The organism is Pseudomonas sputi, assembly GCF_021603585.1.
GTDB lineage: Bacteria > Pseudomonadota > Gammaproteobacteria > Pseudomonadales > Pseudomonadaceae > Aquipseudomonas > Aquipseudomonas sputi.
In genome coordinates, this window is sequence record NZ_BQHI01000008.1 from 160885 (window position 1) to 186393 (window position 25509).

A 25509-nucleotide genomic window follows, 5' to 3' on the forward strand; every position below is an offset into this window, starting at 1 on the left:
TTCAGTTGCGCAGATGCGTCAGCGGCAATTCGGTGCTGTTGAGTACCTGATTCAGCACAAAGCTTGAGCGCACGCTGGTCACGCCTTCGATGCGGGTCAAGTGCCCCAGCAGCAACTTCTGATAGTGATCCATGTCCGGCACCACCACTTTCAGCTGATAGTCGGCATCCACGCCGGTCACCAGGCTGCATTCCAGCACTTGCGGCAAGGTGCGGATCGCCGCTTCGAAGTTCTCGAAACGTTCCGGCGTGTGCCGGTCCATGCCGATCAGCACGTAAGCGGTCAGGCTCAGGCCGAGCATCTTGCGATCGAGCAGGGCGACCTGACGGGAGATGTAGCCGTCGTCCTCCAGTTGCTTGACCCGGCGCGAGCACGGGGAGGGTGACAGACCGATGCGCTCGGCCAGTTCCTGGTTGGAGATGCGGGCGTCGCGCTGCAATTCCGCCAAAATACTCAGGTCGTAACGGTCGAGTTTGCTCATCAAACGGTCCCTTGTCTTAACTATTGCGGCGGATTATCTATCCAGGGTTAAAAATTGCGCAAGTGATGTTTATTTGAGCAATCTTCGCAATCATCTGTCGCAGCTCCCGGCCTATTCTTATCACCAGAATCACTGCTCGGTAACACAGTCCACTGCGGCCCGCCCAATCCGGCCCGCCGCGGCCGCCACCCCCACCGGGGTTGGGCCGGCCCCCGAGCTGCACACTGTCCAGAAGACGGCGTGAGGTGAGCCGACGTCAAAAGCGTCGAGCCAGGACGAAGTTCTCTAGAAGGGAGGCCGACGGGTCTCCCTTTTTTCTTGCCCGCGATTTGGCCCATCTCGCTCAATAAATAAATGACGTGACTGATAACCTGTAGCAGAACCCGGTGTGCTCATCCCCGGTCTTAGCTACACGCCCTCTTAATTACAGGCTCTCGTCCGCAGTGAGGAATTTCATGAAGTCGCGCATCTGGCGTCTGGCCAGTGTTGGTTTGCTGTGTGTGAGTGTCGGTGCGCAAGCGCTGGCGGATGAGCCGCAGAATCGCGGCCCCGACGGCGGCGGACGCGGGCCGGAGCATCAGGGCAACAATCAGGGCCATGGCGGCAGCAATCAGCCGCACGGCCAGAACAATCCACAGCGGCAGGACAACGACATCATTCGTGGCGACAACAGCCGCCAGTTCGAGCACAACGGCCAGCAGAGCCACGGCCAACCGAACAATGGCCAGTGGCATAACCAGAATCAGCCACGTCCGGCGTACAACCCCAACCCGGTGCGCCAGCCGCCACCGCCGCCGCAACTCCCGGCCAATGACCTGCCGATCCAGCCGCGCCCCGACACCGTGCGCCAGACCCAGGAACCTCGTCAGGGCTACTACCGCGACGAGCGCCCGCAGAATGGTTACCACCAGAACTGGCAGACCGGCAACCGTCCCAACGACAACCGCTGGCCCGGTCGTCCGGACGGGCATGGCAACGGCTGGGGCCCCGGCCCGCAGTACCGGCCGGGTCATGTAATCGACCGTTTCCCGGATCGCGACTATCGCGTGCCGTATCGCGGCCAGGACTATTTCTACTCCGGCGGCTACTGGTATCGCCCGCAAGGCCCGCGCTACATCGTGGTCCAACCGCCGCGCGGAATTCGCATCCAGTACCTGCCGGATTACGCCCGTGAAGTGTGGATCGGCGGTTCGTTGCTGTTCCTTGCCGCGGGCTCGTACTACGCCTATCAGGAAGCGACCCAGGATTACGTGGTGGTCGAGCCGCCGGTACAGCAGCCAGCGCAGCCGACCGGCAATGGTTATGACGTGGAAGCCTATCCGGCCAACGGTCAGTCACCGGAGCAGGTTCAGCGCGACGGGTACGAGTGCTATCAGTACGCGGTGCAGCAGAGCGGCTTCAATCCGCGCACCGCGACTTATCAACCGGCGCCGGAAGTGGTGCAGGCCTACCGCCAGGCCCAGGGCAATTGCCTGAGCAGTCGCGGTTATCAGGTCAACTACTGAGCCCGAGCGGCGTTGACCACTTCCTGCGGGTCGGCGTGCACCAGCACTTCGGCCCGTGGGTAGGCTTTGTGAATGGCATCCGCCGCCTGATCGCTGATGCCGTGGGCGACTGACAGCGTCAGCTCCCCCGGCAGTTCCAGGTGCAACTGCACGAACCAGTGATTGCCGGAAATCCGTGTGCGCAGATCATGAGCGCCCAACACCCCCGGCACAGCGCAGGCCAGTTCGAGCATGTGCTGACTGACATCCGTCGGCAGCTCTTCATCCATCAATACCGAAAAACTTTCCCGGGCGATCTGGATTGCGCTCCACAGAATGTACGCCGCAATTCCCAGAGCGAACCACGCATCCAGCTGCTCGAACCCCAGCCCGGCCAGCACCAGCGCAATCAGAATGCTGCCGTTGAGCAACAGGTCCGAACGGTAATGCAGCGAGTCCGCCCGCACCGCGTTGGAGCCGGTCTGCTTGATGACCCGATGTTGCAACATCAACAGCGCGACAGTCAGCACCAGGGAAAACACGATCACACCAATGCTCAGCCACGGCGCACCAAGGGGCTCGGGATTTTTCAGGCGCTCATAAGCCTGGAACGCGATCAGCAGCGCACTGCCGCCAATGAACAGTGCCTGCGCCATGCCCGCCAGTGACTCGGCCTTGCCGTGGCCATAACGGTGATCGTCATCCGCCGGGCGCAGCGCGTAATGCACCGCCAGCAGATTGAGCAACGACGTGATGCCATCGAGGGCCGAGTCGGTCAGGCCGGCGAGCATGCTCACCGAACCGCTCAGCCACCAGGCGATGGCTTTGGCAACGATCAGCGTACAGGCCACCGCCACCGAGGCGCGGGTCGCCAGCCGCAGCAGGCGGGCGTGTTCGGTGCTTGTGGTCATGGGGGCATGGATTCCTTATGCGGCAGGTTGCAGGCCGAACATCGCCAGTTGCTGGGTGCTGCCCTTGTGCTGGATCAGACGCGGGTCGTCCAGCGGCAGATTGCGGCCCAGCTCCGTTTCGAGAATAGCCTGCAACTTGAGGTTATCGACCTGGCCGTCCGGGCCGATGGCTGGCTTGAGTTTGGCCGGATCAACTTGCGCCGTGTGGCCTGGCTCGAAGTAGATCGCACCGGTGGCGAAGTCCACCGCAAACGCGATCACGCCCGGGAGGATATAGAACAGCAGGCCCACGGCATCGAGCACGGCAATCGCCGGGTCGATCTTGCCGTCGATCTGGCCGCGCCGGTCGGGATAGAAAATCGAACCGCACGCAGTGATCTGGGTGAGCAGGGTGGCAACCAGTACACCGCCGATCAGGCGAAAAGGTAAGCGCATGGGAATCTCCTGAGTCATCTGTTAACGAAGCGTCATCGTGTGAAGTTAAGACCCTGACGAACGCCTGGCAGTTCGCCGTTATACTCGCGGCGGCAGGGCGTGCCCACAGTAAATTGCGGCCCCGTCTCACCCCTATCGAAATACGTTGAGGATTGAAGTTGTTTTCTCCAGATCCATACCGCGTGATGGCTACCGAATTCTCTCGGGGTTCGGCCCTCCGGGCTAAAGCTGTGAGCGCGCCATGCTGCGTTGCGGGACTTGGTAAGGAAACGACCCTTACCTGCGTCCCGCGCCTTGCCTGGCACGCTCACAGCTTTAACGCGACTCGCAATTTACTGTGGGCACGCCCTGGGGAGCCAGCATGATTTCTTTGCCGATCGACGAAGTTTTACCCGCCCTGCGTGAAGCGTTGGCGACACGCCACGAAGCCGTGCTCGAAGCACCGCCCGGCGCCGGTAAAACCACCCGCGTGCCCCTGGCCCTGCTCAATGAAGCGTGGCTGAACGGGCAGACCATTCTCATGCTCGAACCCCGTCGGCTGGCCGCCCGCGCCGCCGCAGAACGGCTGGCCAGCGAACTGGGCGAGAAGGTCGGTGAAACCGTCGGTTATCGCATCCGCCTCGACAGCAAGGTCGGCCCCAATACGCGCATCGAAGTGGTCACTGAAGGCATCCTCACCCGGCGCTTGCAGGACGACCCGGCGCTGGAAGGCGTGGGCCTGCTGATCTTCGACGAATTTCACGAACGCAGCCTCGACGCCGATCTGGCACTGGCCCTCAGTCTGAACGGTCGCGAGCTGTTTCGAGCTGAACAACCGCTGAAGATTCTGCTGATGTCCGCCACCCTTGAAGGCGAGCGTCTGGCCGGGCTGCTCGACGACGCGCCGATCCTGCGCAGCGAAGGCCGGATGTTCCCGGTGACGATGCGCTGGGGCCGGCCTTTTCAGCCCGGCGAATACATCGATCAACGTGTCACGCAAACGGTGCTCGAAGCGCTGCACGATGAAACCGGCAGCCTGTTGGTGTTCCTGCCGGGGCAGGCGGAAATCCGCCGGGTTCATCAGCAACTGGCGGACGCCATCGGTGAGCGCAGCGACGTGTTGCTCTGCCCGCTGCACGGCGAACTCGACCTGAATGCCCAGCGCGCCGCCATCGACCCGGCCCCGGCGGGTCAGCGCAAAGTGGTGCTGGCCACCAACATCGCCGAGACCAGCCTGACCATCAATGGCGTGCGTGTGGTGATCGACGCCGGGCTGGCGCGGGTGCCGCGTTTCGATCCGGGCAGCGGCATGACTCGGCTCGACACTCAGCGCATCTCTAAAGCCAGTGCCACCCAGCGTGCAGGCCGGGCCGGGCGTCTGGAACCAGGCGTGTGTTATCGGCTGTGGTCGCAGGATCAGCACGAACAACTGGCGGCTTATGGCAGTGCGGAAATCCTTTCGGCGGATCTGGCTGGACTGGCCTTGCAACTCGGACGCTGGGGTGTGTCGCCGGGTGATCTGATCTGGCTGGATGTGCCGCCCGCCGCCGCTTATGCACAGGCTCAGGATTTGTTGCAGCGACTTGGTGCACTGGATGGCGAAAGCCTGAATCGCCACGGTCAGGCCATGGCCGAACTGCCGGCCCACCCGCGCATCGCTCATCTGCTGTTGCGCGGTCAGGCTCTGGGATTGGCAAACATGGCGTGCGACGTCGCCGCGTTGCTCGGTGAGCGGGATATCTTGCGTGGCGCGGGGGCCGATCTTCACAGTCGTCTGGCACTGTTGTCCGGCGAAGAGCGTGCGGCGCGTGGTGCCCAGGGCGGCGTGCAGCGTGCCCGGCAACTGGCGCGGCAATATCGTGGCTACCTGCGCGGTAAGGCGAGCGAGCCGGTCGCCGATCCGGATCACCCGCGCTGGCTCGGCGCGTTGCTGGCACTGGCCTACCCGGATCGCGTCGCCCAGCAGCGGCGTCCTGGTGGCGCCGAATATCGACTGGCCAACGGCCGAGCGGCGTTGTTCGCCGAAGCCGACAGCCTGATGAAGGAACCGTGGATCGTGATCGCTGACCTCGGCAGCCGCCAAGGGCAGCGTGAAGAACGGATTTATCTGGCGGCGGATTTCGATCCGGCGCTGTTCGATTCGGTGCTGGCCGAACAGGTGCACAACGTCGATCAACTGGACTGGGACGAACGTGAAGGCGTGCTGCGCGCAGAGCGTCAGCGCAAGGTTGGAGAACTGATTCTCAGCCGCGAACCACTGACCGGTCTCGACGAAAACGCCCGCAGTCAGGCGCTGGTCAATCTGGTGCGGCGCAAGGGGCTGGAGCTGCTGCCGTGGACCCCGGAACTGCGCCAGTGGCAGGCGCGAGTCGCGTTGCTGCGCCAGCTCGACCTGGACGCCAAGGGCGACAGCCAATGGCCGGATGTCAGCGACGCCACGTTGCTGAAAACCCTCGAAGACTGGCTGATGCCGTACTTGGGCAAGGTCTCGCGCCTCAGCCATTTCGCCAATCTCGACCTGTCGAGCATCGTGCGTAATCTGCTGCCATGGCCACTGCCGCAACAACTCGACGAACAGGCACCGCATCACCTGAGCGTGCCGTCGGGCTCGTCGATTCGCCTCGACTACAGCGAGCAGCCACCGATTCTCGCGGTGCGTTTGCAGGAGCTGTTCGGCCTGGCCGACACACCGCGCATCGCCGGCGGTCGGCAAGTGGTCAAACTGCACCTGCTGTCGCCCGCACGGCGTCCGGTGCAGGTCACGCAGGATCTGGCCAACTTCTGGCGCAGCACTTATGCCGAAGTGAAGAAGGATTTGAAGGGGCGGTATCCGAAGCACTATTGGCCGGATGATCCGTTGGTGGCCGAGGCTACCGCTCGGGCCAAACCGCGCGGTACGTGAGGCTCAGTGACTGGCCTTAGCGGTCAACTGCTCGCGGCAATAATCGGCAAACAACTGAGCCGGTTTGGTCAGTTGTCCGCGTTTGAGCCACGCCGCCACCAGCCCTGAGCCGGTGACGTCTTCGACGATGTCCACGCACACGACTTTCTTGCCGTCGTAGGTGCATTCCGAGTGTGGGCGGGTGACCAGGATCGAGAAGCCGAAACCCTGGCCGACCATGCCGCGCACCATTTCGATCGACGGTGAGCTGAACTCGATGCGTGGTGACAGCCCGAGTTCTTCGAACAGGCTGACGAAGTAGGTGCGGCTCGGTTGCACGTCCAAAAGGATCATCGGTTCCAGGCACAAGTCCCGCAGCGAAACCTGCTTGAGCTGGGCGAAGCGGTGATCCGCCGGGAGCAGGGCGTAAGGCCGTTGGGCCGGCATCAAGGGTTCGGTTTCGATGGTGGCGTCGAGGTCGTGCTTGTACAGGATTGCCAGGTCGAAGGTACCCGAAGTCAGGCCTTGCACCAGTTCCTGTTGTTCGCCGTCGCGAATGCGGATATTCACCCCCGGATACAGCGCCGAGAAGCCGGCAATCAGCTGCGGCAGGTACAGCGGCGCGACGGTTTCGAAACAGCCGATATCGATCTGCCCGGCCACCACGTCGTTGTCGGCGAGGGCGTTCTGTTCGAATTCCTTGGCCATGCGCAGCAGTTCCTGAGCCTTGCGGAAGAACCGCGCACCGCTCGGCGTCAGGGACACGCCCTGGGCGTGATGGCGGATCAGCAGTTGCACGCCGAAGCTGTCTTCCAGCCCTTTGATCGCCGTGGAAATCGCCGGTTGCGCGATGTACAGCTTGCGCGACGCTTCGGCAACGCTGCCGCATTCGACGGTGGTGATGAAGTATTTCAACTGACGCAGGTTGTAAGCGGCCACGGCGAACCTCAAAGCGAACGGATTGCACATCCAAGCAATTTGTACGCCGCCGGCCTCCGTTCTGTCGGCGGTTTTTTTGTCCCCGAACAATAGCCCCATACGCGCGCGAAGGGGCCATCGGCTGGTTACCTTTTTTATTGTCTGCGAAGACATTTTTACTGGTTTTAGCGCGCCCGGGCCTGAGCGACTATCGACTGCGCACTGTTCACATAAAGAAAAAAGTCCAAGGAGCGTCCACCGTGTTCGAGCTTGCAGACTGGCAGCGCAAGGCCGCTGAATTGAGCTATCCGTACCAGGCCGTGATCAATGGCCAACTGTGTGCGGCGCAGTCGGGGCAGACCTTTGCCACGATCAACCCGGCCACCGGCCAGCGACTGGCAAACGTCGTCGCGTGCGGTGAAGGAGAGGTCGACACGGCGGTGCGCAACGGGCGGCAGGTATTCGAAGCCGGCACTTGGGCCGGGCGTTCACCGACCGAGCGCAAGCAAGTGCTGCTGCGGCTGGCGGACCTGATTCTGGCTCATCGCGAAGAGCTGGCGCTGCTCGATTCGCTGAACATGGGCAAGCCGGTGATGGACGCCTACAACATCGACGTACCGGGCGCCGCCGGGGTGTTTCGCTGGTACGCCGAAAGCCTCGACAAACTCTACGATCAGGTCGCGCCGAGCGCCTCGAACGTGCTGGCGACCATCACCCGCGAAGCGCTGGGCGTGGTCGCCGCCGTGGTGCCGTGGAACTTCCCGCTGGACATGGCCGCGTGGAAACTCGCCCCGGCGCTGGCGGTGGGCAACTCGGTGATCCTCAAACCCGCCGAGCAATCGCCGTTCTCCGCGTTGCGCCTGGCCGAGCTGGCGCTTGAAGCCGGTTTGCCGGCCGGCGTGCTCAACGTGCTGCCGGGGCTCGGCGAACAGGCCGGTAAAGCCCTGGGCCTGCACCCGGATGTCGATTGTCTGGTGTTCACCGGCTCGACCCAGGTCGGCAAATATTTCATGCAGTACTCCGCGCAGTCGAACCTCAAGCAGGTGTGGCTGGAGTGCGGCGGCAAGAGCGCCAATCTGGTGTTCGCCGACTGCAAGGATCTGGATCTGGCGGCGCAGAAAGCCGCGTTCGGGATCTTCTTCAATCAGGGCGAAGTCTGTTCGGCCAATTCGCGATTGCTGGTGGAACGCTCGATTCACGACGAGTTCGTCGAGCGCATGAAGGCTCAGGCCGAATGCTGGCAACCGGGGGATCCGCTGGATCCGGCGAGTGCGGCCGGGGCGATTGTCGACAGCCGTCAGACCGAGAGCATCCTGCGCTTCATCCACCAGGCCGAGCGCGAAGGCGCGACCCGCGTCTGTGGCGGGCGGCAGTTGAGTTTCAACGGCTCGGACAACTTCGTGCAGCCAACGATTTTCATCGACGTGCAGCCGCACATGACCCTGTTTCGCGAAGAAGTGTTCGGCCCGGTGCTGGCGGTGATTGCGTTCGATGACGAGGCCCACGCGGTGCAACTGGCCAACGACAGCGTCTACGGTCTGGCGGCGTCGCTGTGGACCGATGATCTGCACCGCGCGCATCGGGTGGCGCGGCAATTGCGAGCCGGTACCGTGTCGGTCAACAGCGTCGATGCGCTGGACGTGACCGTGCCGTTTGGCGGCGGCAGGCAATCCGGTTTCGGCCGCGATCTGTCGCTGCACTCGTTCGACAAATACACCCAGTTGAAAACCACCTGGTTTCAACTGCGCTCATGACAGCCGCTCACAACAAGAAAGGAGATCCGGCGATGACCACCTCACGTGAAACCCGCGACTACCAGGCCGCCGATGCAGCGCACCACATTCATGCGTTCGTCGACCAGAAGGCCCTCAATGACGAAGGCCCACGGGTGATGGTGCGCGGTGAACGCCTGCACCTGTGGGACAACGACGGTCGGCGCTACCTCGACGGCATGTCCGGGCTGTGGTGCACCAATCTCGGTTACGGGCGCAAGGATCTGAACGCCGCCGCGAGCCGGCAACTGGAGCAGTTGCCGTACTACAACATGTTTTTCCACACCACCCACCCGCAGGTGATCGAGCTCTCCGAGCTGTTGTTCAGCCTGCTGCCGGGGCACTACAGCCACGCGATCTACACCAACTCCGGCTCCGAGGCCAACGAGGTGCTGATCCGTACCGTGCGCCGTTACTGGCAGGTGCTGGGCAAGCCCGAGAAGAAAATCATGATCGGCCGCTGGAACGGCTATCACGGTTCGACCCTGGCGGCGACGGCCCTCGGCGGCATGAAGTTCATGCACGAAATGGGCGGCATGATTCCCGACATCGCACACATCGACGAGCCATACTTCTTCGCCCACGAAGGCAACCTGACGCCGGCGGAATTCGGCCTGCGGGCGGCGCAGCAACTGGAAGCGAAGATCCTCGAACTGGGCGCGGACAAGGTCGCCGGGTTCATCGCTGAACCGTTCCAGGGCGCGGGCGGAATGATCTTCCCGCCGGAAAGCTACTGGCCGGAAATTCAGCGCATCTGCCGCAAGTACGATGTTCTGTTGTGTGCCGATGAAGTGATCGGCGGCTTCGGTCGCACCGGCGAATGGTTCGCCCACGAATACTTCGGTTTCGAGCCGGACACCCTGTCCATCGCCAAGGGTTTGACCTCCGGTTACATCCCGATGGGCGGGCTGATCCTGTCGAAGAAAATGGCCGACGTGCTGGTGGAGCAGGGCGGTGTGTTCGCCCATGGCCTGACCTATTCGGGGCACCCGGTGGCAGCGGCGGTGGCGATTGCCAACCTCAAGGCCCTGCGCGATGAAGGCGTGGTGACGCGGGTCAAGGATGACATCGGCCCGTACCTGCAACAGTGCCTGCGCGAGGTGTTCGGCAATCACCCGTTGGTGGGCGATATCCAGGGCACCGGCATGGTCGCGGCGTTGCAACTGGCCGAAGACAAAGTCACGCGCAAGCGCTTTGCCAATGAGAACGACATTGCCTGGCGCTGCCGCACGATCGGTTTTGAAGAGGGGGTGATCATTCGCTCGACACTGGGGCGGATGATCATGGCGCCGGCGTTGATTGCCCGTCGTGAAGAGATTGACGAGCTGGTGGGCAAGACCCTGAAAGCGCTGGATCGTACGGCGCAGGAATACAGCCGGCTCTAATTCCCCCGATCGCTCGTTCCGTGTCCTGATCGTTCCCACGCTCTGCGTGGGAATGCCTCAAGGGACGCTCCGCGTTCCAGCTCTCGAATGGGACGCAGAGCGTCCCGGGCTGCATTCCCACGCAGAGCGTGGGAACGATCTCCGCCAGACTTTTTCCAATCTGCACCCACCTCGGGCACCCCCGCCCGACGCGCCCTTTCGCGGTGCGCACTACCCAGTTTTTTCATCGTTCGCGTCTAACTATTTCCTCGTTTTCCTGAGGCCAGGCCTGGGTCAACATCGATTTCGCCAGCCAAGGCATTGCCCGCCAGAGTCCAGCAGAGACCGCAGCGTGCATCCGCGCCGACGAAGCTGGCCGTACTGCCCATGACAACTAAATCAACAGCGTTGGGAGTGCTCCATGAACAAGTCCTTGTTTACCCGTCTTGCAGGTCCTCTGGCGATTTCCGCCCTTTGCATCACCGCCGCCCAGGCCGGCACCTTGTCGATTGGCCACACCACGTGGGTCGGTTACGGCACGCTGTATCTGGCCCGGGATCTGGGCTACTTCAAGGAAAACGGCCTGACCGTCGAATTGCCGGTGGTCGAAGAGGCGTCGATGTACATGGCCGCCCAGGCGTCCGGGCAATTGTCCGGCTCGGCCTCGACCATCGACGAAGTGCTCAAGTACCGCCCGCAGTTCTGCTTCAAGGCGGTGGCCGTGCTGGATGACAGCCATGGCGGCGACGGCGTGCTGGTGGGTAAAAACGTGAAGAGCCTGCAAGAACTCAAGGGCCAGGCCGTGGCCGTCAACGAAGGGTCGACCTCGCAATTCTGGCTGTCGTACCTGCTGAAAAAGAACGGCATGAGCATGAGCGACATCACCGTGCAGAACATGACCGCCGACGATGCCGCCACCGCGTTCATTGCCGGTCGCGTGCCGGCCGCCGTGACCTGGGAGCCGCATCTGTCGATGGTGCGCGACAAGCAACAAGGCAAGGTGCTGATCGACAGCAGCAGTACGCCCGGCGTGATCGTCGATGTGGTGGCGCTCAACTGCACGGTGATCGAGAAGCAGCCGGAAGACGTCAAGGCGCTGGTCGCCGGTCTCTACAAAGCCGTGCAGTACACCAAGGACCATCCACAGCAAGCCTACGAAATCATGGCCAAGGGCGTCGGCGGTTACCTGTCCGATCCGAAGGAACTGGCCGCCGCCGCGCAAGGTGTGCGCTTCTACGATCAAGCCATGAGCGAAAAACTCCTTGGCTCGCCGGGCAAGCCAGGTGACAGCGCACCGCTGATCAAACTGGCCAACGAAACCGCCAGTGAATTGCAGGGCAAACCCTACAACGTCAGCAACGACGATCTGGTGGATAACCGCTTCGTCAGCCCGCTCTAGGAGACTGCTCATGTTCAAGCGCAATTCATGGCTGAGCCGCTGCATCACGCCGAAGACCGGGTTGCCGGTGCCGGTGGTGTGGAGCGCCAGCGCTCTGGCCTGGGTGTTGCTGGTCGGCCTGTGGGCCGGGCTGTCCTATGGCGGCGTCGTGCCGGGGATGTTTCTGCCAACGCCCGGCGCGGTAGTTGAGGCCGCCGTGCGCCTGAGCCGCGACGGCACACTCGGCCAGCATGTCTGGGCCAGCGTCGAAGTGGTGATGGTCGGTTTCATTGTGTCGTCACTGGTGGCGGTGCCGCTGGGCTTGCTGATGGGCAGCTTTCGCATCGTCCAGGCGTTCCTCGAGCCGCTGGTCAATTTCATCCGCTACCTGCCGGTGACCTCGTTCGTGCCGCTGTTCATCCTCTGGATTGGTATCGGTCTGGAGCAACGTGTCTCGGTGATCATTTTCGGGGTGTTTTTCCAGCAACTGGTGATGATCGCGGACGTGTCCAAAGGCATTTCCAAGGACTTGATCAATGCCTCCTACACCCTCGGCTCCAACCGGCGTGACGCGGTGCTGCATGTGATCGCCCCGGCGTCGTTGCCCGGCGTGCTCGACACCTTGCGGGTGACCATGGGCTGGGCCTGGACCTATCTGGTGGTGGCCGAACTGGTCGCCGCCTCGAGTGGCCTCGGCTACTTGAGCCTCAAGGCCATGCGCGGCTTTCAGGTCGACGTGATTTTTCTCGCCATCGCGATCATCGGCCTGCTCGGCCTGGTCACCGATCAACTGTTCCGCTTCTTGCGTTCGAGGATTGCCGCATGGGCTCAGTAACCGCAGCCAACCGTCGTTTCATCGAGCCGGTCGCCGCACCGGCACACGCTGCGCCAAGGTTGCAGGTGGACAAGGTCAGCCTGCGCTACAGCAAACCCGGCGGCGCTACATTCACCGCGCTGGAAGAAGTGTCGTTCGAGGTGCCGGATCAGCAGTTCGCGGTGCTGGTCGGGCCGTCGGGCTGCGGCAAGTCGAGCCTGTTGTACCTGACCGCCGGCCTGGCCGAGCCGACCTCCGGCGAGATCTACGTCGGCGGCCAGCAAGTGCAGGGCCCCGGCGCGGATCGCGGGATGGTGTTCCAGAGCTACACGCTGTTTCCGTGGCTGACCGTGCGGCAGAACGTTGAATTTGGCCTCAAGCGCCGGGGCATGCCGGCGGCGCGGCGCAAGGAGATCGTCGATCACTATGTGCACGAAGTCGGGTTGTCCGGGTTCGCCGACAACTACGCCAAGCAGTTGTCCGGCGGCATGATGCAGCGGGTGGCGATTGCCCGGGCCTTGGCGAACGACCCGCAGATCCTGCTGATGGACGAACCCTTCGGCGCCCTCGACAGCCAGACCCGCCTGCAAATGCAGCAGCTGTTACTGCGGGTGTGGGGCCACAGCAAAAAAACCGTGCTGTTCGTCACCCACGATATTGACGAGGCGATCCTGCTCGGCGACCGGGTGTATGTGATGGGCGCCAGGCCTGGGCGGATCAAGCAGATTCTCGATGTGCCGATCGAGCGCCCACGCACCCTGGACATGGTGATGGAGCGCTCGTTCATAGAGATGAAGCGGCAGATCTTCGGGCTGTTGCACGATGATCTCGAAGAGGCTCACTGAGGTCAGTTAGGTGGCAGGAGGAACTTGGCAATCACCGGCAAATGATCGGAAATGCGCAACGTATCGTCCTGCCGCACCGTGGCCTCGACCCGTTTGATCTTCGGGCTGTAGAACAGGTAATCGACCGTGCGGTCCGGGCCGTTGAGGCCGGGGTCGTTGGGGTAATGGGTCAGCCATTTGGCGCGGTCGATGCCGCTGGCTTCGTTGTTGGTCGGGATCATCGGGTATCTGTCCCACAGCACATGCAGCGCACTGTCGGCGGAGTACGGCGTGCGTTGCTCAGTAGGCAGGCGTCGGTACTGGCCGAGCGGCAACAGGTTGAAGTCGCCGCCGATCAGCCACGGCGTGCCGTGGCTTTCGTGTTTGTCGAGAACCTTGGCCACCGCTGTCACCTGGGCCTGCAAGGTCTCGTCCGGTTGTACGGCGCGATCCAGATGGGTGTTGAACACCACCAGTTGCCCGCCATCGCTGAGCGGCAGGGTGGTGGCGAGCAAGGCGTTTTTCGGCTGGAACTGACGGCTGATGATATTCGCCGGCTGCACCGGCAATTGCAGGCGTTCGGCGTGTTCGATGCGGTAGCGGCTGAGGGTGGCGAGTTGCCGGCCGACGCTGCCGAAGATGTGCGGATCCGGGACGAAGTCGGCCTTCCAGTCGAAGGCGTGGGCGCTGCACGGGTAGAGGTCGGTCAGGCGTTCCTGCAACAGCTTGAGCTGATTCTGATAGTCGCTGGCCTTGGCGCCGTCATCCAGCTCCTGCAACAGCACCACGTCGGGCTGCTCGTCGCGGATCACCCGCGCCACTTCATCAAGGCTGAACGCCATGTCTTCCGCGGTCGGGGCTTCGTCGTCGCCTTGCGCCAGATCATTCCAGAACACGTAGCGCTTGCCGGCCAGGTATTGCACGTTCCAGGTCATGACTTTCAGGGCCTGGCCGGGGACCAGCGTCGGCGGTTGCCCGGTGCAACTGACCGGCAGGGTTTCCCGGGCGTCGGGGCGCCAGGTCAGGCTGTAGATCAGCGTGCCGATCAGGGCGAGGGCGAGCAGTACGGGCAACAGGATGTAGCGCAGTAGACGGGTCATGGCTCGGCTTATAGCGATACGAAGTGGGCCCCGAGCATACCCGAGACCCATTGATCAGCCCAAGCCCGGGGCAGTCAGACTATTCCGTCACGTTTGTCGGGCAATTCGCTGATTAGCATGAACAGGCGGAACAGCACCACGCTGGTGAACAGTTGCAGGAAGCTGTGGCCACTGTCGATCAAGACCGCGATCAACGGATTCTGCGGCTCGGGATAGACCTGCAGGGTCATGCCCTTGAGCAGCCACAACGGCGCCATCACACACAGGATGCACACCAGAATCCGCAGGAAATGCCCACGGCTCAGGCGCAGGCTTTCTTTCATGGCCTGCAACGGACCATAGCCGCGCAGCACCAGCAGGTATTCGCCGAAGGCCAGGGTGACCATCAGCCACAGCCCTGGCAGGAAATACAGCGACAGCCCGAGCAGGATCAGCAACGTGTTCAGGGCAGTCAGCACCGCGAAGCGTGGCCACAGGCGAGCGGCCATCGCCAGCAGATCGAGGGGGCGCGGTTCGTCGCCACGGGTGCGGGCATCGAGAAACAGAATCAGCGCGGCGGTGTACAGCGGATACACGAGCAGGCCGACGATCACGCTGATGGCCGAGTAACCGTCCGGGTCGCTGGCATGGTCGACCACCTGTTGCAGCACGGCTTCGAAAATCACCAGCGGCAGGCACAACTGGACGATCCGGCCCAGATTGCGTTTGAAGAAATACAGGGAGTCGCGCAGCACATCGAAGGCATTCATCAGTCGGTATCGCAGGTCAAAAACAGTGGCCCACTTTAACCGATGATCCGTTTCGCTGCGCAAACGTAAACGTTCGGTAAAGGTCATTGAAACATTCTGTTGCTGCCTCCATTACAGAGGTGCGCCTCATCCAACGTGGAGGAGGGCAACGTTATCTTCGGCAATCTATGAGGTCGCCATGAACAGCGAAGAACAAACCCTGATCGATGGACTGTTTTCCCGGCTGCAACAGGCCGAATCGGAAGCAGCCCCGCGCGACGCCCAGGCCGAGGCGCGGATCAAGGAACACCTGACGCGCCAGCCGGCCGCAGGTTATTTCATGACCCAGGCGATTCTGGTGCAGGAGGGTGCCCTCAAGAGCCTCGACGAACAGAACAAGCAATTGACTCAGCAGGTCAAGCAATTGCAGGCCGAACTGCAATCGGCCAAGGCGCAGAGCGCGCCGCCGGCCTCCAGCGGTGGTGGCTTCCTGTCGAGCATTTTCGGTGGCAGCAGCCCGCGCCCGGCGCAGACCCAGAGTGCCCCGGCGTCCACCGGCGGCTGGCGTGAGCCGGCACCGCAGCAGAATTTTGGTGCACCCGCGCCGCAACAGAACTTCGGCGCGCCACCACCGGGTTATGGCCAGCAGCAAGCGGCCCCGGCAGCCGGCAGCAGCTTCCTCGGCGGCGCTTTGAAAACAGCGGCCGGCGTGGCCGGTGGCGTGATGCTGGCGCAAGGCATCAGCAGCCTGTTCCATCACAACCAGCAGCCGCAGGAAATCGTCGAAGTCATCAAGGAAGAGCCGGCCCAGGTCAATGACCAGAGCAACAACGGTTGGGGCGATGACCAGCGCATGGCCAACAACGACTCCTACGGTAATGATCAGGGCGGCTTTGCCGACACCGACTACAACGATGACAACTCATCGTTCTTCGATGACGACGATTCCTTCGTCTGATTCACCATTCGTCCGGGGCGCCTGATCGCCCCGGGCCGATTATTCGCGGAACCTTCCTTCGGACTGGCATACTGAGCGCCTTTTTCGGGCCTGGTGCCCGATCCGGCTCATGCGCGTCAGCGCTCACAGGAACTCCGGTGAAAAAAATCGCAGTGTTCGCCGATGTGCAGAACCTCTACTACACCGTGCGTCAGGCCTATGGTTGCCACTTCAACTACGCGGCGCTGTGGGCGGATGTCAGCCAGCACGGGCAGATCGTCGAGGCCTACGCCTATGCGATCGACCGGGGCGACAGCAAACAGCAGCAGTTCCAGCAGATCCTGCGCAACCTCGGTTTCACCGTGAAACTCAAACCCTACATCCAGCGCAGCGACGGCTCGGCCAAGGGCGACTGGGACGTGGGCATCACCCTCGACATCATGGACGCCGCCGACCACGTCGACGAAATCGTCCTGGCCTCCGGTGATGGCGATTTCGACATGCTGCTCGAACGCATCATCAGCAAACACGGCGTACAAGCGGTGGCCTACGGCGTTCCCGGCCTGACCGCCAACTCGCTGATCCGTGCCGCCAGCCGTTATGTGCCGATCGAAGGCGCACTGCTGTTGAAAAATTGAGCCCAGCTCAAGAATTGATTTGGACGGAGTACCACCCGGTTTGGAACGCATTGCAGTCATCGACTTTGAAACCACCGGCATCTCGCCGAGCAGCAGCTGCCGGGCCACGGAAATCGCCGTGGTCATGCTGGAAAACGGCCGCATCGTCGAGCGTTACCAGAGCCTGATGAACGCCGGCGTCCGCGTCCCGGCCTTCATCGAACAACTCACCGGCATCAGCAACGCCATGCTGCGCACCGCGCCTTCGGCTGAACAGGTGATGAACGAAGTCAACGAATTCGTCGGCTGCACGCCGCTGCTGGCGCACAACGCCGCGTTCGACCAGAAGTTCTGGGACTTCGAACTGGGGCGGATCAAACGCACCCGTTTGCAGAACTTCGCCTGCTCGCTGCTGCTGGCCCGCCGCTTGATGCCGGCAGCGCCGAACCACAAGCTCGGCACGCTCACTACGTTTGCCCAATTGCCGCATACCGGCCAGGCCCACCGGGCGATGGCGGATGCGGAGATGGCGGCGAACCTGATGGCGCATTTGGCAGATGAGTTGCGGCACAAGCACGGCGTGCGCGAGCTGTCGCACGACTTGCTGTGCAAATTGCAGAAAGTCCCGGCTGCCAAGGTTGGCGAACACCTGCAGCGCTATCGCTGACTGATCGTTCCCACGCTCCGCAGCCTGAGACCGCTCCTGCTTTGACGACTATCAAGTAAGAGCTGTCGCGAAAGGTTGCGAGGTTTCTGCGTCAGGCCAGACTGGCAAATTGTTGACTATCGACTTTGCTCACCGGCATGAACCCCGTTGTTTTCTTGAAGTTCATGGTGTGTACAAAGTTCTTCATCGAGTCTGAAGGGTCGATGCTCTGCATGTTGAGTTTGAACAGCGTGTCGCGAGAAATAGCGACACTGAGGATAGGTTGATCCTCCAGATGGCCAGTTGCGGAGTTGAGAAGTGAGTCAACGGCAGTCACGATGACCATGCGCTCTGGAAGGATACTGAGCAACTCCTGACCTACTCGCAGAACGCAGCTACACACATAGTCCTGCAGCAGTTCGTTGAACTTACTGATCGGCATCTTTTTAACGGATAGTTTCCCACTCTGTAGCAGTGACTTGATCTCTTGGGGAATCACTTTCTCACCGTGAACCGAAAGCATGCATTCAAAGATGCCGGTTTCTCCAACCGAGAAAGTGATGGAGGTGCCGAGGTGTGAGATATCCGTGAAAGGGTTCACTTGCATGACGGCATCAATCTTGGATTGGCCGTTACCGGCGAGCACTCCCGTCGCAAGATCGTAATCGTCCTGCCATTCGCGATGCTGCGCTTCCCACTCTTTCAATTCTTCAGCCAGTTTCTGCTTGTCTTTGGCTACTGCTACGGGAATAGCTTCCTCAAGCTTTCTGCGCTTTCTGGCTTCCAGTTTCAATATGCGAACAATGAAGCCCGGTTTGTAACTGGAGTGTTTTTCTCTGGCCTGGATTTCGTGAGTGTTGAGTTCTACGGGTTTGATCGGTGCCGGTTGGTTTACGAACTCATTCCAGTTGATCTGTTCACCACAGTCTTTGTGCACTGAAAGCAACAATTCAATGTGGTTTTCGTAGACTTCAACTTCATACGCAGCCTGCTCGCGAGCTTCCATTTTTGCGAACTCTTTCTGACGTACTTCCAGTTCGCGTTGGCGTCGCTTCGAATTTCGTTCAGCTCTTCGCGCTGACGCCTGCATCGAGCGTAGGGTTCCCTTCCAAGTCATCGCTGAGTTCCTCTCTTTTATATTGAATTCTTGTTTTTGCGAGCGCCAATGATCGACCGTTTACAAGACATTATCGGTCGCATCTGGTGGTGTCCATAGGCCACAGAAATCTTGTGTGTGTAGGCTGTTTAGCGGTGTGTAGCGTTTGTCGAAGTCTCCTACCGAAGGTTAGGGATAATCTGTCTTGAGCTCCAACAAGCCCACCGATAACCTCTATTCGTCGCTGCCAATTCAGCGACCGGGACTGCAAGCCCGCTGATAGTTTGTTAGGAGACCACTGGCAAACCTATAATCGCGTCGCTTCAATTAGCGACCATCGATTTATGGTAGCTGTGTGCGGGAGACCTTCGGGTCTGCCGAGGTCTCCTACTCGGTCTTGCAGACCCGTGCACAGCTGCCACCCATCATCTGCAAGTGATGCTGGCAGCTCCGATATTCAAAAGGAGATTTGTCATGGTCAAGGTTGTCCCCACGCACGCTGAAGGTTTCGGTTCAGCATCCACCTGTGAAACGCCAATTCACCCCCAGTCGTTCATCCGTCATCACATTCAATTGAGGGCCACTCTGCAGCATTCGGAAGCCTGGTTCTGCGCCCGAGACATTGGTCGTCTCATGGGGCTGGAAATCAACGCGCGACAAGTGCTCAAGCTGGATGAGGACCAGCGGCAGATGATGTATCTGTCCGGAAATGACGGTGCTCAAGAGACGTTGATGCTGAGTGAGTCCGGGGTTTACGCAATGCTGGTTTATCACTACTGCCCGGAAAACCGTCACCTGCGCCGTTGGCTGACGCATCAGGTAGTGCCAATGCTTCATCAGGAATCGAAGTCAGCTTCTGGCCCTCATGTACGTTTGATGAGTTTTGCGGGCGAAACGTTGAAGCTCCTGCACTGGCGAAACGAGCCGTGGGTGCGCATGCGGGATATGCCGTATCTGGTGACACAGGATGGGCGCGGCTACTGTTGAGGGCTTTCCACTGATTCAGCGATCAGAGATTGATTGCTGATCTGGTCAGTTGTCTGCGGGAGCCAGCCAACTCGCTCCCGCAGCAGATTTGGACTTATCTGTATTTACTTGCCGTTGCCCTCGATATGCCCCAACGGCACCCGCTTCTCTATCGCACTCGACAACACGATCGACGTCTTGCTGAAGCCGAATTTCGCCACCCGGTTGATCAGTTCTTCCAGCTCGGTCATCGAGCCCACGGCGGCCTGCATGATCACGCAGGGGTCGCCGGTGACGCGGTGGCATTCGGTCAATTGGGGAATTCTGATCAGTTCGTCGTACACCTTCGGGTTGCCGTGCTGGTTCAGGCGCAGTTCGATGACGCACTGGATCGGGAGGCCGAGCTTGGCCATGTCGACTTTGGCCGAGTAGCCGGTGATGACGCCGCTGGCCTCGAGTTTGGCCACGCGCTCGGCGACGGCGGGGGCTGAGAGGTTCACTTTGCGGGCGAGGTCGGCGTAGGACGCGCGACCGTTTTCGAGCAGGGCGCTGAGCAGCATGCGGTCGTATTTGTCCAAGGTCTAACTCCTGAAAATGCCAGACTTTCGAAATCGTGGTTTTGGCCGTCGATCTCCGTGTTTTCAAAAGTGTACCGGCGCTATAAACAAGTTTTGTAACTTATTTTTAGCGGTTGGCCTTTCTAGAATAACCCATCCCCTGAGTCTGACTTTCGAGCTGCCCATGTCCGCCTTGCGCCGTTTTTCCTTGCCCTTGATCGCCGCGTTTTTTGCGTTGTACGTGATTTGGGGATCGACCTATCTGGTGATCCGCATCGGCGTCGAATACTGGCCGCCGCTGATGCTCGGCGGCGTGCGCTTTGTGATTGCCGGCACGCTGATGTACGCCTTCCTGCGCTGGCGCGGGGCACCGGCGCCGACTTGGGCGCAGTGGAAAGCGGCGGGGATCATCGGGATTCTGCTGCTCAGTTTCGGCAACGGCGCGGTGACGCTGGCCGAGCACAGCGGCGTGGCGTCGGGGGTTGCCGCGCTGGCGGTGGCGACGGTGCCGCTGTTCACTTTGCTTTGCGGTTATTTCTGGGGCGCCCGCAACACCCGCCTGGAGTGGGCCGGGGTGGTGATGGGGATTATCGGCATCGCGATGCTCAACATGGGCTCCAACCTGCAATCGAGTCCGCTGGGCGCGGCGTTGCTGATTTTCGCGGCGGCGAGCTGGGCGTTCGGTTCGGTGTGGAGCAAGCACTTGCCGCTGCCCCAGGGTGCAATGGCCAGTGCCGTGGAAATGCTGGTGGGCGGCGTGGTGCTGTTGATCGGCAGCGCGGCCAGCGGTGAGCACCTGCAGGCCATGCCGCCGCTGGAAGGCTGGCTGGCGCTGGCGTACCTGATCTTCTTCGGCTCGATCATCGCCTTCAACGCTTACATGTATCTGTTGAAAAACGTTCGCCCGGCGGCGGCCACCAGCTATGCCTACGTCAACCCGGCGGTGGCGGTGTTGCTGGGGATCGTGTTTGTCGGCGAGACCATCGGCATCGAAGAGGCACTGGCGATGCTGGTGATCATCGGCGCGGTGGTGCTGATCAGTCTGCCACAGTGGCGGCGTCCGGCGCGGTCGCCGGTGGTCAGCGAGCCGGCTGCCGCAGCGAAGGTCATAGCGACGGAGCAGCGTGGGAATTAGGGTAAACTGCGCGCCATCGCACACTTGTTTTGCACAACCGCTCTGATTTTTCCTACGGTACTCCCATGACTTTCGCCACCCTTGGCCTGATCGAACCCTTGCTGCGCTCCCTCGAGAAGCTCGGCTACCAGACCCCGACGCCGGTGCAGGCGCAAGCCATTCCGGCCGTGCTGGCCGGTCGCGACCTGATGGCCGCGGCCCAGACCGGCACCGGCAAGACCGCCGGTTTTGCCTTGCCGCTGTTGCAACTGCTGGCGATGGAAGGGCCGAAAGTCACCGCCAACTCGGTGCGCGCGCTGATTCTGGTGCCGACCCGCGAGCTGGCCGAGCAAGTCCACGAAGCCGTGCGCCAGTACGCTGAAAACCTGCCATTGCGTACTTACGCGGTGTACGGCGGCGTCAGCATCAACCCGCAGATGATGAAGCTGCGCGGCGGCGTCGATCTGTTGGTGGCGACCCCGGGCCGTTTGCTCGACCTGTTCCGCCAGAACGCGCTGAAGTTCAACCAGTTGCAAACCCTGGTGCTGGACGAAGCCGACCGCATGCTTGACCTGGGCTTTTCCGAAGAGCTGGCGAGCATCTATCGGGCGCTGCCGAAGAAACGCCAGACACTGCTGTTCTCCGCGACCTTCTCCGATGACATCCGCCTGCTGGCCGGGCAGATGCTCAACGATCCGCAGAGCATCGAAGTCAGCCCGCGCAACGTGGCCGCCAACACCGTCAAGCAGTGGGTGGTGACGGTGGACAAGAAGCGCAAGCCGGAACTGTTCGTGCACCTGATGCGCAAGAACAAGTGGAAGCAGGTGCTGGTGTTCGCCAAGACCCGTAATGGTGTGGACGCGCTGGTCGAGAAGCTCCAGGGCCTGGGCGTGAACGCGGACGGCATCCACGGCGACAAGCCGCAGGCGACCCGGCAGCGGGCGCTGGACCGTTTCAAGCTTAGCGAAGTGCAGATTCTGGTGGCCACCGACGTCGCGGCCCGAGGTCTGGATATCGAAGACCTGCCGCTGGTGGTCAACTTTGATCTGCCGATCGTTGCCGAGGATTACATTCACCGTATCGGCCGCACTGGCCGTGCGGGTTCGACCGGTGAGGCGATTTCGCTGGTGTGCGCCGATGAAGTGAACATGTTGTCGGCGATTGAAATGCTGACTCGCAGCACATTGAAGCGTGAGATTGAGCCGGATTTCGTGCCGGAGCACCGCGTGCCGGACACCGATGCCAGCGGCCAGGTGATCAAGAAGCCGAAGAAACCGAAGAAGCCGAAAGCTTCCGGTGGCGGCGGTGGCAAGCGCAATCTGGGCAAGTGGGTGGACAGCGGCGAGACCCAGGCGCCGGAGCCTTCGATCAAGCCTGTACGCAAGGTGCCAGTGTTCAATACCGGGCCGCGTAAGCGTAAGCCTTAAGCGTCAGACAGGGTCGTTCCCGCGCAAGGCGGGAACGATCAGTTACGCTGTTTCAACCAATCCAGCATTCCAGCTCCGGCCGCCCGGCCACTGGCAAAACACGCCGTCAGCAGATACCCGCCAGTCGGCGCTTCCCAATCCAGCATTTCCCCCGCACAGAACACCCCCGGCAATGCCTTGAGCATCAAGCGCTCATCCATCGCCTCGAACGTCACGCCACCGGCACTGCTGATCGCTTCATCCAGCGGTCGGGTTTTCACCAGCGTCAGCGGCAAGGCCTTGATCGCCCGGGCCAGCAGCGCCGGATCGGCGAAGGTTGCGGCATCAGTGAGCTCTCGCAGCAACGCCGCTTTCACCCCGTCAATCCCGACCTGACTGTGCAGATGCTTGGCCATCGAGCGCGACCCCCGCGGTTTGCTCAATGCTGACTGCAATTTATCCACAGGTCGGCCGGGCAGCAGGTCGATGTGAATCGTCGCTGCACCGTGGACATTGATCGCCTCACGGATCGGTGCCGACAACGCGTAGATCAAGCTGCCCTCGATACCGGTCGCGGTGATCACGCATTCACCCAAGCGCGGAATGTCGTCATTCAAACCGATGGCGACATTTTTCAACGGCGCGCCGGCGAACTTGCTGACCATCACTTCGCTCCAGGCCTGCACCTCGAAGCCGCAATTACTCGGCTGCAACGGCGCCAGTCCTACCCCGCGTTGCTCCAGTGGCAGCATCCACGCGCCGTCGGAACCGAGTCGCGACCAGCTGCCGCCGCCGAGGGCGAGCAGGGTGGCGTCGGGGTTGAGGGTTTTCTCGCCTTCCGGGCTGTCGATGCGCAACGCGCCGCTTTCATCCCAGCCGAGCCAGCGGTGGCGGGTGTGGATAACCACGCCGCTGTCGCGCAGGCGCTTGAGCCAGGCGCGCAGCAGCGGTGCGGCTTTCATGTCGGTGGGGAACACCCGGCCGGAGCTGCCGACGAAGGTTTCGATGCCGAGTTCGTGAATCCAGCGGCACAGGGCCTCGGCGTCGAACGCGCGCAGCAGCGGGGCGATGTTCGGGGCGCGTTCGGCGTAGCGCGAGAGGAAGGCCGGGTAGGCTTCGGAATGGGTGATGTTCATGCCGCCGACCCCGGCCAGCAGGAACTTGCGGCCCACCGAGGGCATGCCGTCGTACAGGTCGACGCGGACTCCGCCCTGGCTCAGCGCTTCGGCGGCCATCAGGCCGGCGGGGCCACCGCCGATGATGGCGACGTGAGCGGGAAGGGCGGCGGAAGTCTGGGTCATGGCAGCGGCAATAGCGTGGCGGAATAAGCCGCGCATTCTAGCAGCAGCGGCCATCGTCAGGCCTGATCAAAAAACAACCAGCGCGCTGCAGGCCATGTTCAGTGTGGGCTGCAGTCCCTTTCGCTCAGGTTATCCACAGGCCGTTCCACAGCCATTGTGGGTAACGCAGCACAACTCAATGACAACCGGATGACTGCCAGACGCGCTGCGCACTGTGGTGCAGGATGCCGTGGCGGCGGGCGAGGGCCTGGCGATCCTTGCTGTAACCGCCGCCGATCACGCCGACTATCGGGATGTCGCGGCCCAGGCAGTGGCGCATCACGCTTTCGTCGCGGGCGGCAACGCCTTCGTCGGTCAGTTGCAGATAACCAAGGGCGTCGTCCTTGTGTACGTCGACACCGGCGTCGTACAGCACCAGATCCGGCTGATACAGCGGCAGCAGATAGTTGAGCGCGTCGTCGACGACCTTCAGATAATCGGTGTCGCCCATGCCGTTGGGCAGCGGAATGTCCCAGTCGCTTTCAGCCTTGCGCGCAGGAAAGTTCTTTTCGCAGTGCAGGGAAACGGTGATCGCTTCCGGGGTGTTGTGCAGAATCCGCGCAGTGCCGTCGCCCTGGTGCACGTCGCAATCGAAGATCAGCACCCGGTTCACCCGTCCGCTTTGCAGCAGGTAGTGGCTGATGATCGCCAGGTCATTGAAGATGCAGAACCCGGCGGGGTAATCGTAGTGGGCGTGATGAGTGCCGCCGGCCAGGTGACAGGCCAGGCCATGTTCCAGCGCTTTTTCCGCCGCCAGAATCGAACCGCCGACCGCCCGCACCGTGCGTCGCGCCAGGGCTTCGTTCCACGGCAGGCCGAGGCGCCGCTGGTCTTCGCGGGACAACTCACCGCTCATGTAGCGTTCGATATAACTGCGGTCATGGGCCAGGGCGAGGATGTCGGCAGGGCACAGCTCAGGGCGCAGCAGGTCTTCGTCGCGGGTCAGGCCGCTGTCCACCAGGTGATCGCGCAGCAGGCGGAACTTGTCCATGGGGAAGCGGTGATCCGCCGGAAATTCCGGGCTGTAGTCTTCGTGGTAGATCAGCGGCAACGGCATGGTGGACTATTCATAAGGGCTGCAGGAAAGAGTGCAAAGCCTAACAGCGATGTAGACTGACGGCATCAAGCGGAGGGGCGGGATGGAACCGATACTGGAGCTGCAAAGCGCAAGGCTGCTGATGCGCCAATGGCAGGACGAGGATTTGCCGGCGTTCGCGGCGATGTGCGCCGATCCGCAGGTGATGCGCTACTTTCCCGCGTCCTTGAGCCGGCTGGAAAGCGCCGCGCTGATCGGCCGGGTGCGCGGGCATTTTGCCGAGCACGGTTATGGCCTGTGGGCGCTGGAGCGCAAGGACACTGGCGAGTTCATCGGTTTTACCGGGCTCGGCGTGGTCGGTTTCGATGCGCCGTTCACCCCGGCGGTGGAAATCGGCTGGCGGCTGGCCAAGGAACACTGGGGCCTCGGTTATGCCAGCGAAGCGGCGTGGACCGCGCTGCGCTGCGGTTTTGACCGTTTGGCCCTGAAGGAGATCGTGTCCTTCACCGCGCAGAGCAATCTGCCGTCGGAAAAAGTCATGCAGGCGATCGGCATGCATCACGATCCGTCCGACGATTTCGATCACCCGAAACTGGCGGTCGACCATCCGTTGCGTCGACATGTGTTGTACCGCATCACCCGGGAGCAATGGCTGCAGACCTTGCATGGCTAAGCCGACACGGACGTTTACAATGGCGCGATCAGTGGCTCGCGCCAGAATCTGA

Annotated in this window: 24 protein-coding genes; 14 read left to right on the top strand and 10 right to left on the bottom strand. The window is 61.7% G+C overall.

The window, feature by feature from the left end; genetic code table 11:
- Window position 1 precedes the first annotated feature (1 nt).
- A complete protein-coding gene (locus L6D81_RS14280; RefSeq protein WP_008081091.1) occupies window positions 2-481 on the bottom strand; it encodes an Lrp/AsnC family transcriptional regulator in 480 nt (159 codons plus the stop codon).
- A 455-nt stretch (window positions 482-936) separates the two neighbouring features.
- On the opposite strand from L6D81_RS14280, the gene L6D81_RS14285 reads away from it, so the two are divergent.
- Window positions 937-1986 carry a DUF6515 family protein gene (locus L6D81_RS14285; RefSeq protein WP_236180299.1) on the top strand — a complete coding sequence of 350 codons (1050 nt, stop codon included), beginning with the start codon at window positions 937-939 and terminating at the stop codon, window positions 1984-1986.
- Here the strand turns inward: L6D81_RS14285 and L6D81_RS14290 are convergent.
- Together L6D81_RS14290 and L6D81_RS14295 are read right to left on the bottom strand one after the other, a co-directional pair.
- Window positions 1980-2876: a cation diffusion facilitator family transporter gene (locus L6D81_RS14290; RefSeq protein ID WP_236180301.1), complete on the bottom strand. Its 897-nt coding sequence runs from the start codon at window positions 2874-2876 to the stop codon at window positions 1980-1982. The two genes, L6D81_RS14285 and L6D81_RS14290, sit on opposite strands and share 7 nt — an antisense overlap.
- A 15-nt stretch (window positions 2877-2891) precedes the next feature.
- Window positions 2892-3311 carry a polyribonucleotide nucleotidyltransferase gene (locus L6D81_RS14295; protein WP_236180304.1) on the bottom strand — a complete coding sequence of 140 codons (420 nt, stop codon included), beginning with the start codon at window positions 3309-3311 and terminating at the stop codon, window positions 2892-2894.
- Between the two features lie 361 nt (window positions 3312-3672).
- Between L6D81_RS14295 and hrpB the strand changes: the two genes are divergently transcribed.
- Window positions 3673-6192, top strand: coding sequence for an ATP-dependent helicase HrpB (hrpB, locus tag L6D81_RS14300; RefSeq protein WP_236180306.1), 2520 nt, complete (start codon window positions 3673-3675; stop codon window positions 6190-6192).
- A 3-nt stretch (window positions 6193-6195) separates the two neighbouring features.
- Here hrpB and L6D81_RS14305 read toward each other — a convergent pair whose 3' ends face one another.
- Window positions 6196-7110 carry a LysR family transcriptional regulator gene (locus L6D81_RS14305; protein ID WP_236180314.1) on the bottom strand — a complete coding sequence of 305 codons (915 nt, stop codon included), beginning with the start codon at window positions 7108-7110 and terminating at the stop codon, window positions 6196-6198.
- A gap of 239 nt (window positions 7111-7349) precedes the next feature.
- On the opposite strand from L6D81_RS14305, the gene L6D81_RS14310 reads away from it, so the two are divergent.
- The 5 genes from L6D81_RS14310 (at window position 7350) to L6D81_RS14330 (ending at window position 13262) form a co-directional block, all read left to right on the top strand.
- Complete coding sequence (locus L6D81_RS14310; protein WP_236180316.1) at window positions 7350-8843, top strand: aldehyde dehydrogenase; 1494 nt, start codon at window positions 7350-7352, stop codon at window positions 8841-8843.
- A gap of 32 nt (window positions 8844-8875) precedes the next feature.
- Window positions 8876-10246: an aspartate aminotransferase family protein gene (locus L6D81_RS14315; RefSeq protein WP_236180318.1), complete on the top strand. Its 1371-nt coding sequence runs from the start codon at window positions 8876-8878 to the stop codon at window positions 10244-10246.
- A gap of 400 nt (window positions 10247-10646) precedes the next feature.
- The gene (locus L6D81_RS14320; RefSeq protein ID WP_236180320.1) at window positions 10647-11624 is read left to right on the top strand and encodes an ABC transporter substrate-binding protein; all 978 of its coding nucleotides are present in this window, start codon (window positions 10647-10649) and stop codon (window positions 11622-11624) included.
- A gap of 10 nt (window positions 11625-11634) precedes the next feature.
- Window positions 11635-12438: an ABC transporter permease gene (locus L6D81_RS14325; RefSeq protein ID WP_236180322.1), complete on the top strand. Its 804-nt coding sequence runs from the start codon at window positions 11635-11637 to the stop codon at window positions 12436-12438.
- The gene (locus L6D81_RS14330) at window positions 12426-13262 is read left to right on the top strand and encodes an ABC transporter ATP-binding protein (RefSeq protein WP_236180324.1); all 837 of its coding nucleotides are present in this window, start codon (window positions 12426-12428) and stop codon (window positions 13260-13262) included. Before L6D81_RS14325 ends, L6D81_RS14330 begins: the two co-directional genes overlap by 13 nt.
- A gap of 2 nt (window positions 13263-13264) precedes the next feature.
- Here L6D81_RS14330 and L6D81_RS14335 read toward each other — a convergent pair whose 3' ends face one another.
- Window positions 13265-14341, bottom strand: coding sequence for an endonuclease/exonuclease/phosphatase family protein (locus tag L6D81_RS14335; protein ID WP_236180332.1), 1077 nt, complete (start codon window positions 14339-14341; stop codon window positions 13265-13267).
- Window positions 14342-14415: 74 nt separating this feature from the next.
- On the bottom strand, window positions 14416-15090 hold the full coding sequence (locus L6D81_RS14340) for a YciC family protein (RefSeq protein WP_236180334.1): 675 nt from the start codon (window positions 15088-15090) through the stop codon (window positions 14416-14418).
- 178 nt (window positions 15091-15268) lie between these two features.
- Between L6D81_RS14340 and L6D81_RS14345 the strand changes: the two genes are divergently transcribed.
- From L6D81_RS14345 to L6D81_RS14355, 3 genes are all read left to right on the top strand, one after another.
- Window positions 15269-16027, top strand: coding sequence for a DUF2076 domain-containing protein (locus L6D81_RS14345; protein ID WP_236180337.1), 759 nt, complete (start codon window positions 15269-15271; stop codon window positions 16025-16027).
- Between the two features lie 137 nt (window positions 16028-16164).
- Window positions 16165-16644, top strand: coding sequence for an NYN domain-containing protein (locus L6D81_RS14350; RefSeq protein WP_085612576.1), 480 nt, complete (start codon window positions 16165-16167; stop codon window positions 16642-16644).
- A 40-nt stretch (window positions 16645-16684) separates the two neighbouring features.
- Window positions 16685-17290, top strand: a complete 606-nt coding sequence (locus tag L6D81_RS14355) for a 3'-5' exonuclease (RefSeq protein WP_085655028.1) — start codon at window positions 16685-16687, stop codon at window positions 17288-17290.
- 91 nt (window positions 17291-17381) lie between these two features.
- Here the strand turns inward: L6D81_RS14355 and L6D81_RS14360 are convergent, their stop codons facing one another.
- Window positions 17382-18386 carry a hypothetical protein gene (locus tag L6D81_RS14360; RefSeq protein WP_236180339.1) on the bottom strand — a complete coding sequence of 335 codons (1005 nt, stop codon included), beginning with the start codon at window positions 18384-18386 and terminating at the stop codon, window positions 17382-17384.
- 453 nt (window positions 18387-18839) lie between these two features.
- On the opposite strand from L6D81_RS14360, the gene L6D81_RS14365 reads away from it, so the two are divergent.
- Complete coding sequence (locus L6D81_RS14365; RefSeq protein WP_236180341.1) at window positions 18840-19352, top strand: BRO-N domain-containing protein; 513 nt, start codon at window positions 18840-18842, stop codon at window positions 19350-19352.
- 104 nt (window positions 19353-19456) lie between these two features.
- Here the strand turns inward: L6D81_RS14365 and L6D81_RS14370 are convergent, their stop codons facing one another.
- On the bottom strand, window positions 19457-19909 hold the full coding sequence (locus tag L6D81_RS14370) for an Lrp/AsnC family transcriptional regulator (RefSeq protein WP_039771800.1): 453 nt from the start codon (window positions 19907-19909) through the stop codon (window positions 19457-19459).
- Between the two features lie 163 nt (window positions 19910-20072).
- Between L6D81_RS14370 and yedA the strand changes: the two genes are divergently transcribed.
- Together yedA and L6D81_RS14380 are read left to right on the top strand one after the other, a co-directional pair.
- The gene (yedA, locus tag L6D81_RS14375; protein WP_085612579.1) at window positions 20073-21023 is read left to right on the top strand and encodes a drug/metabolite exporter YedA; all 951 of its coding nucleotides are present in this window, start codon (window positions 20073-20075) and stop codon (window positions 21021-21023) included.
- Window positions 21024-21088: 65 nt separating this feature from the next.
- A complete protein-coding gene (locus L6D81_RS14380; RefSeq protein WP_236180343.1) occupies window positions 21089-22429 on the top strand; it encodes an RNA helicase RhlE1 in 1341 nt (446 codons plus the stop codon).
- A gap of 38 nt (window positions 22430-22467) precedes the next feature.
- On the opposite strand, the gene L6D81_RS14385 is transcribed toward L6D81_RS14380, so the two are convergent.
- Together L6D81_RS14385 and L6D81_RS14390 are read right to left on the bottom strand one after the other, a co-directional pair.
- On the bottom strand, window positions 22468-23709 hold the full coding sequence (locus L6D81_RS14385) for a TIGR03862 family flavoprotein (protein ID WP_236180344.1): 1242 nt from the start codon (window positions 23707-23709) through the stop codon (window positions 22468-22470).
- Between the two features lie 175 nt (window positions 23710-23884).
- Complete coding sequence (locus tag L6D81_RS14390) at window positions 23885-24805, bottom strand: histone deacetylase family protein (protein ID WP_236180346.1); 921 nt, start codon at window positions 24803-24805, stop codon at window positions 23885-23887.
- An 82-nt stretch (window positions 24806-24887) separates the two neighbouring features.
- Between L6D81_RS14390 and L6D81_RS14395 the strand changes: the two genes are divergently transcribed.
- On the top strand, window positions 24888-25457 hold the full coding sequence (locus L6D81_RS14395; RefSeq protein ID WP_236180347.1) for a GNAT family N-acetyltransferase: 570 nt from the start codon (window positions 24888-24890) through the stop codon (window positions 25455-25457).
- Window positions 25458-25509 lie beyond the last annotated feature (52 nt).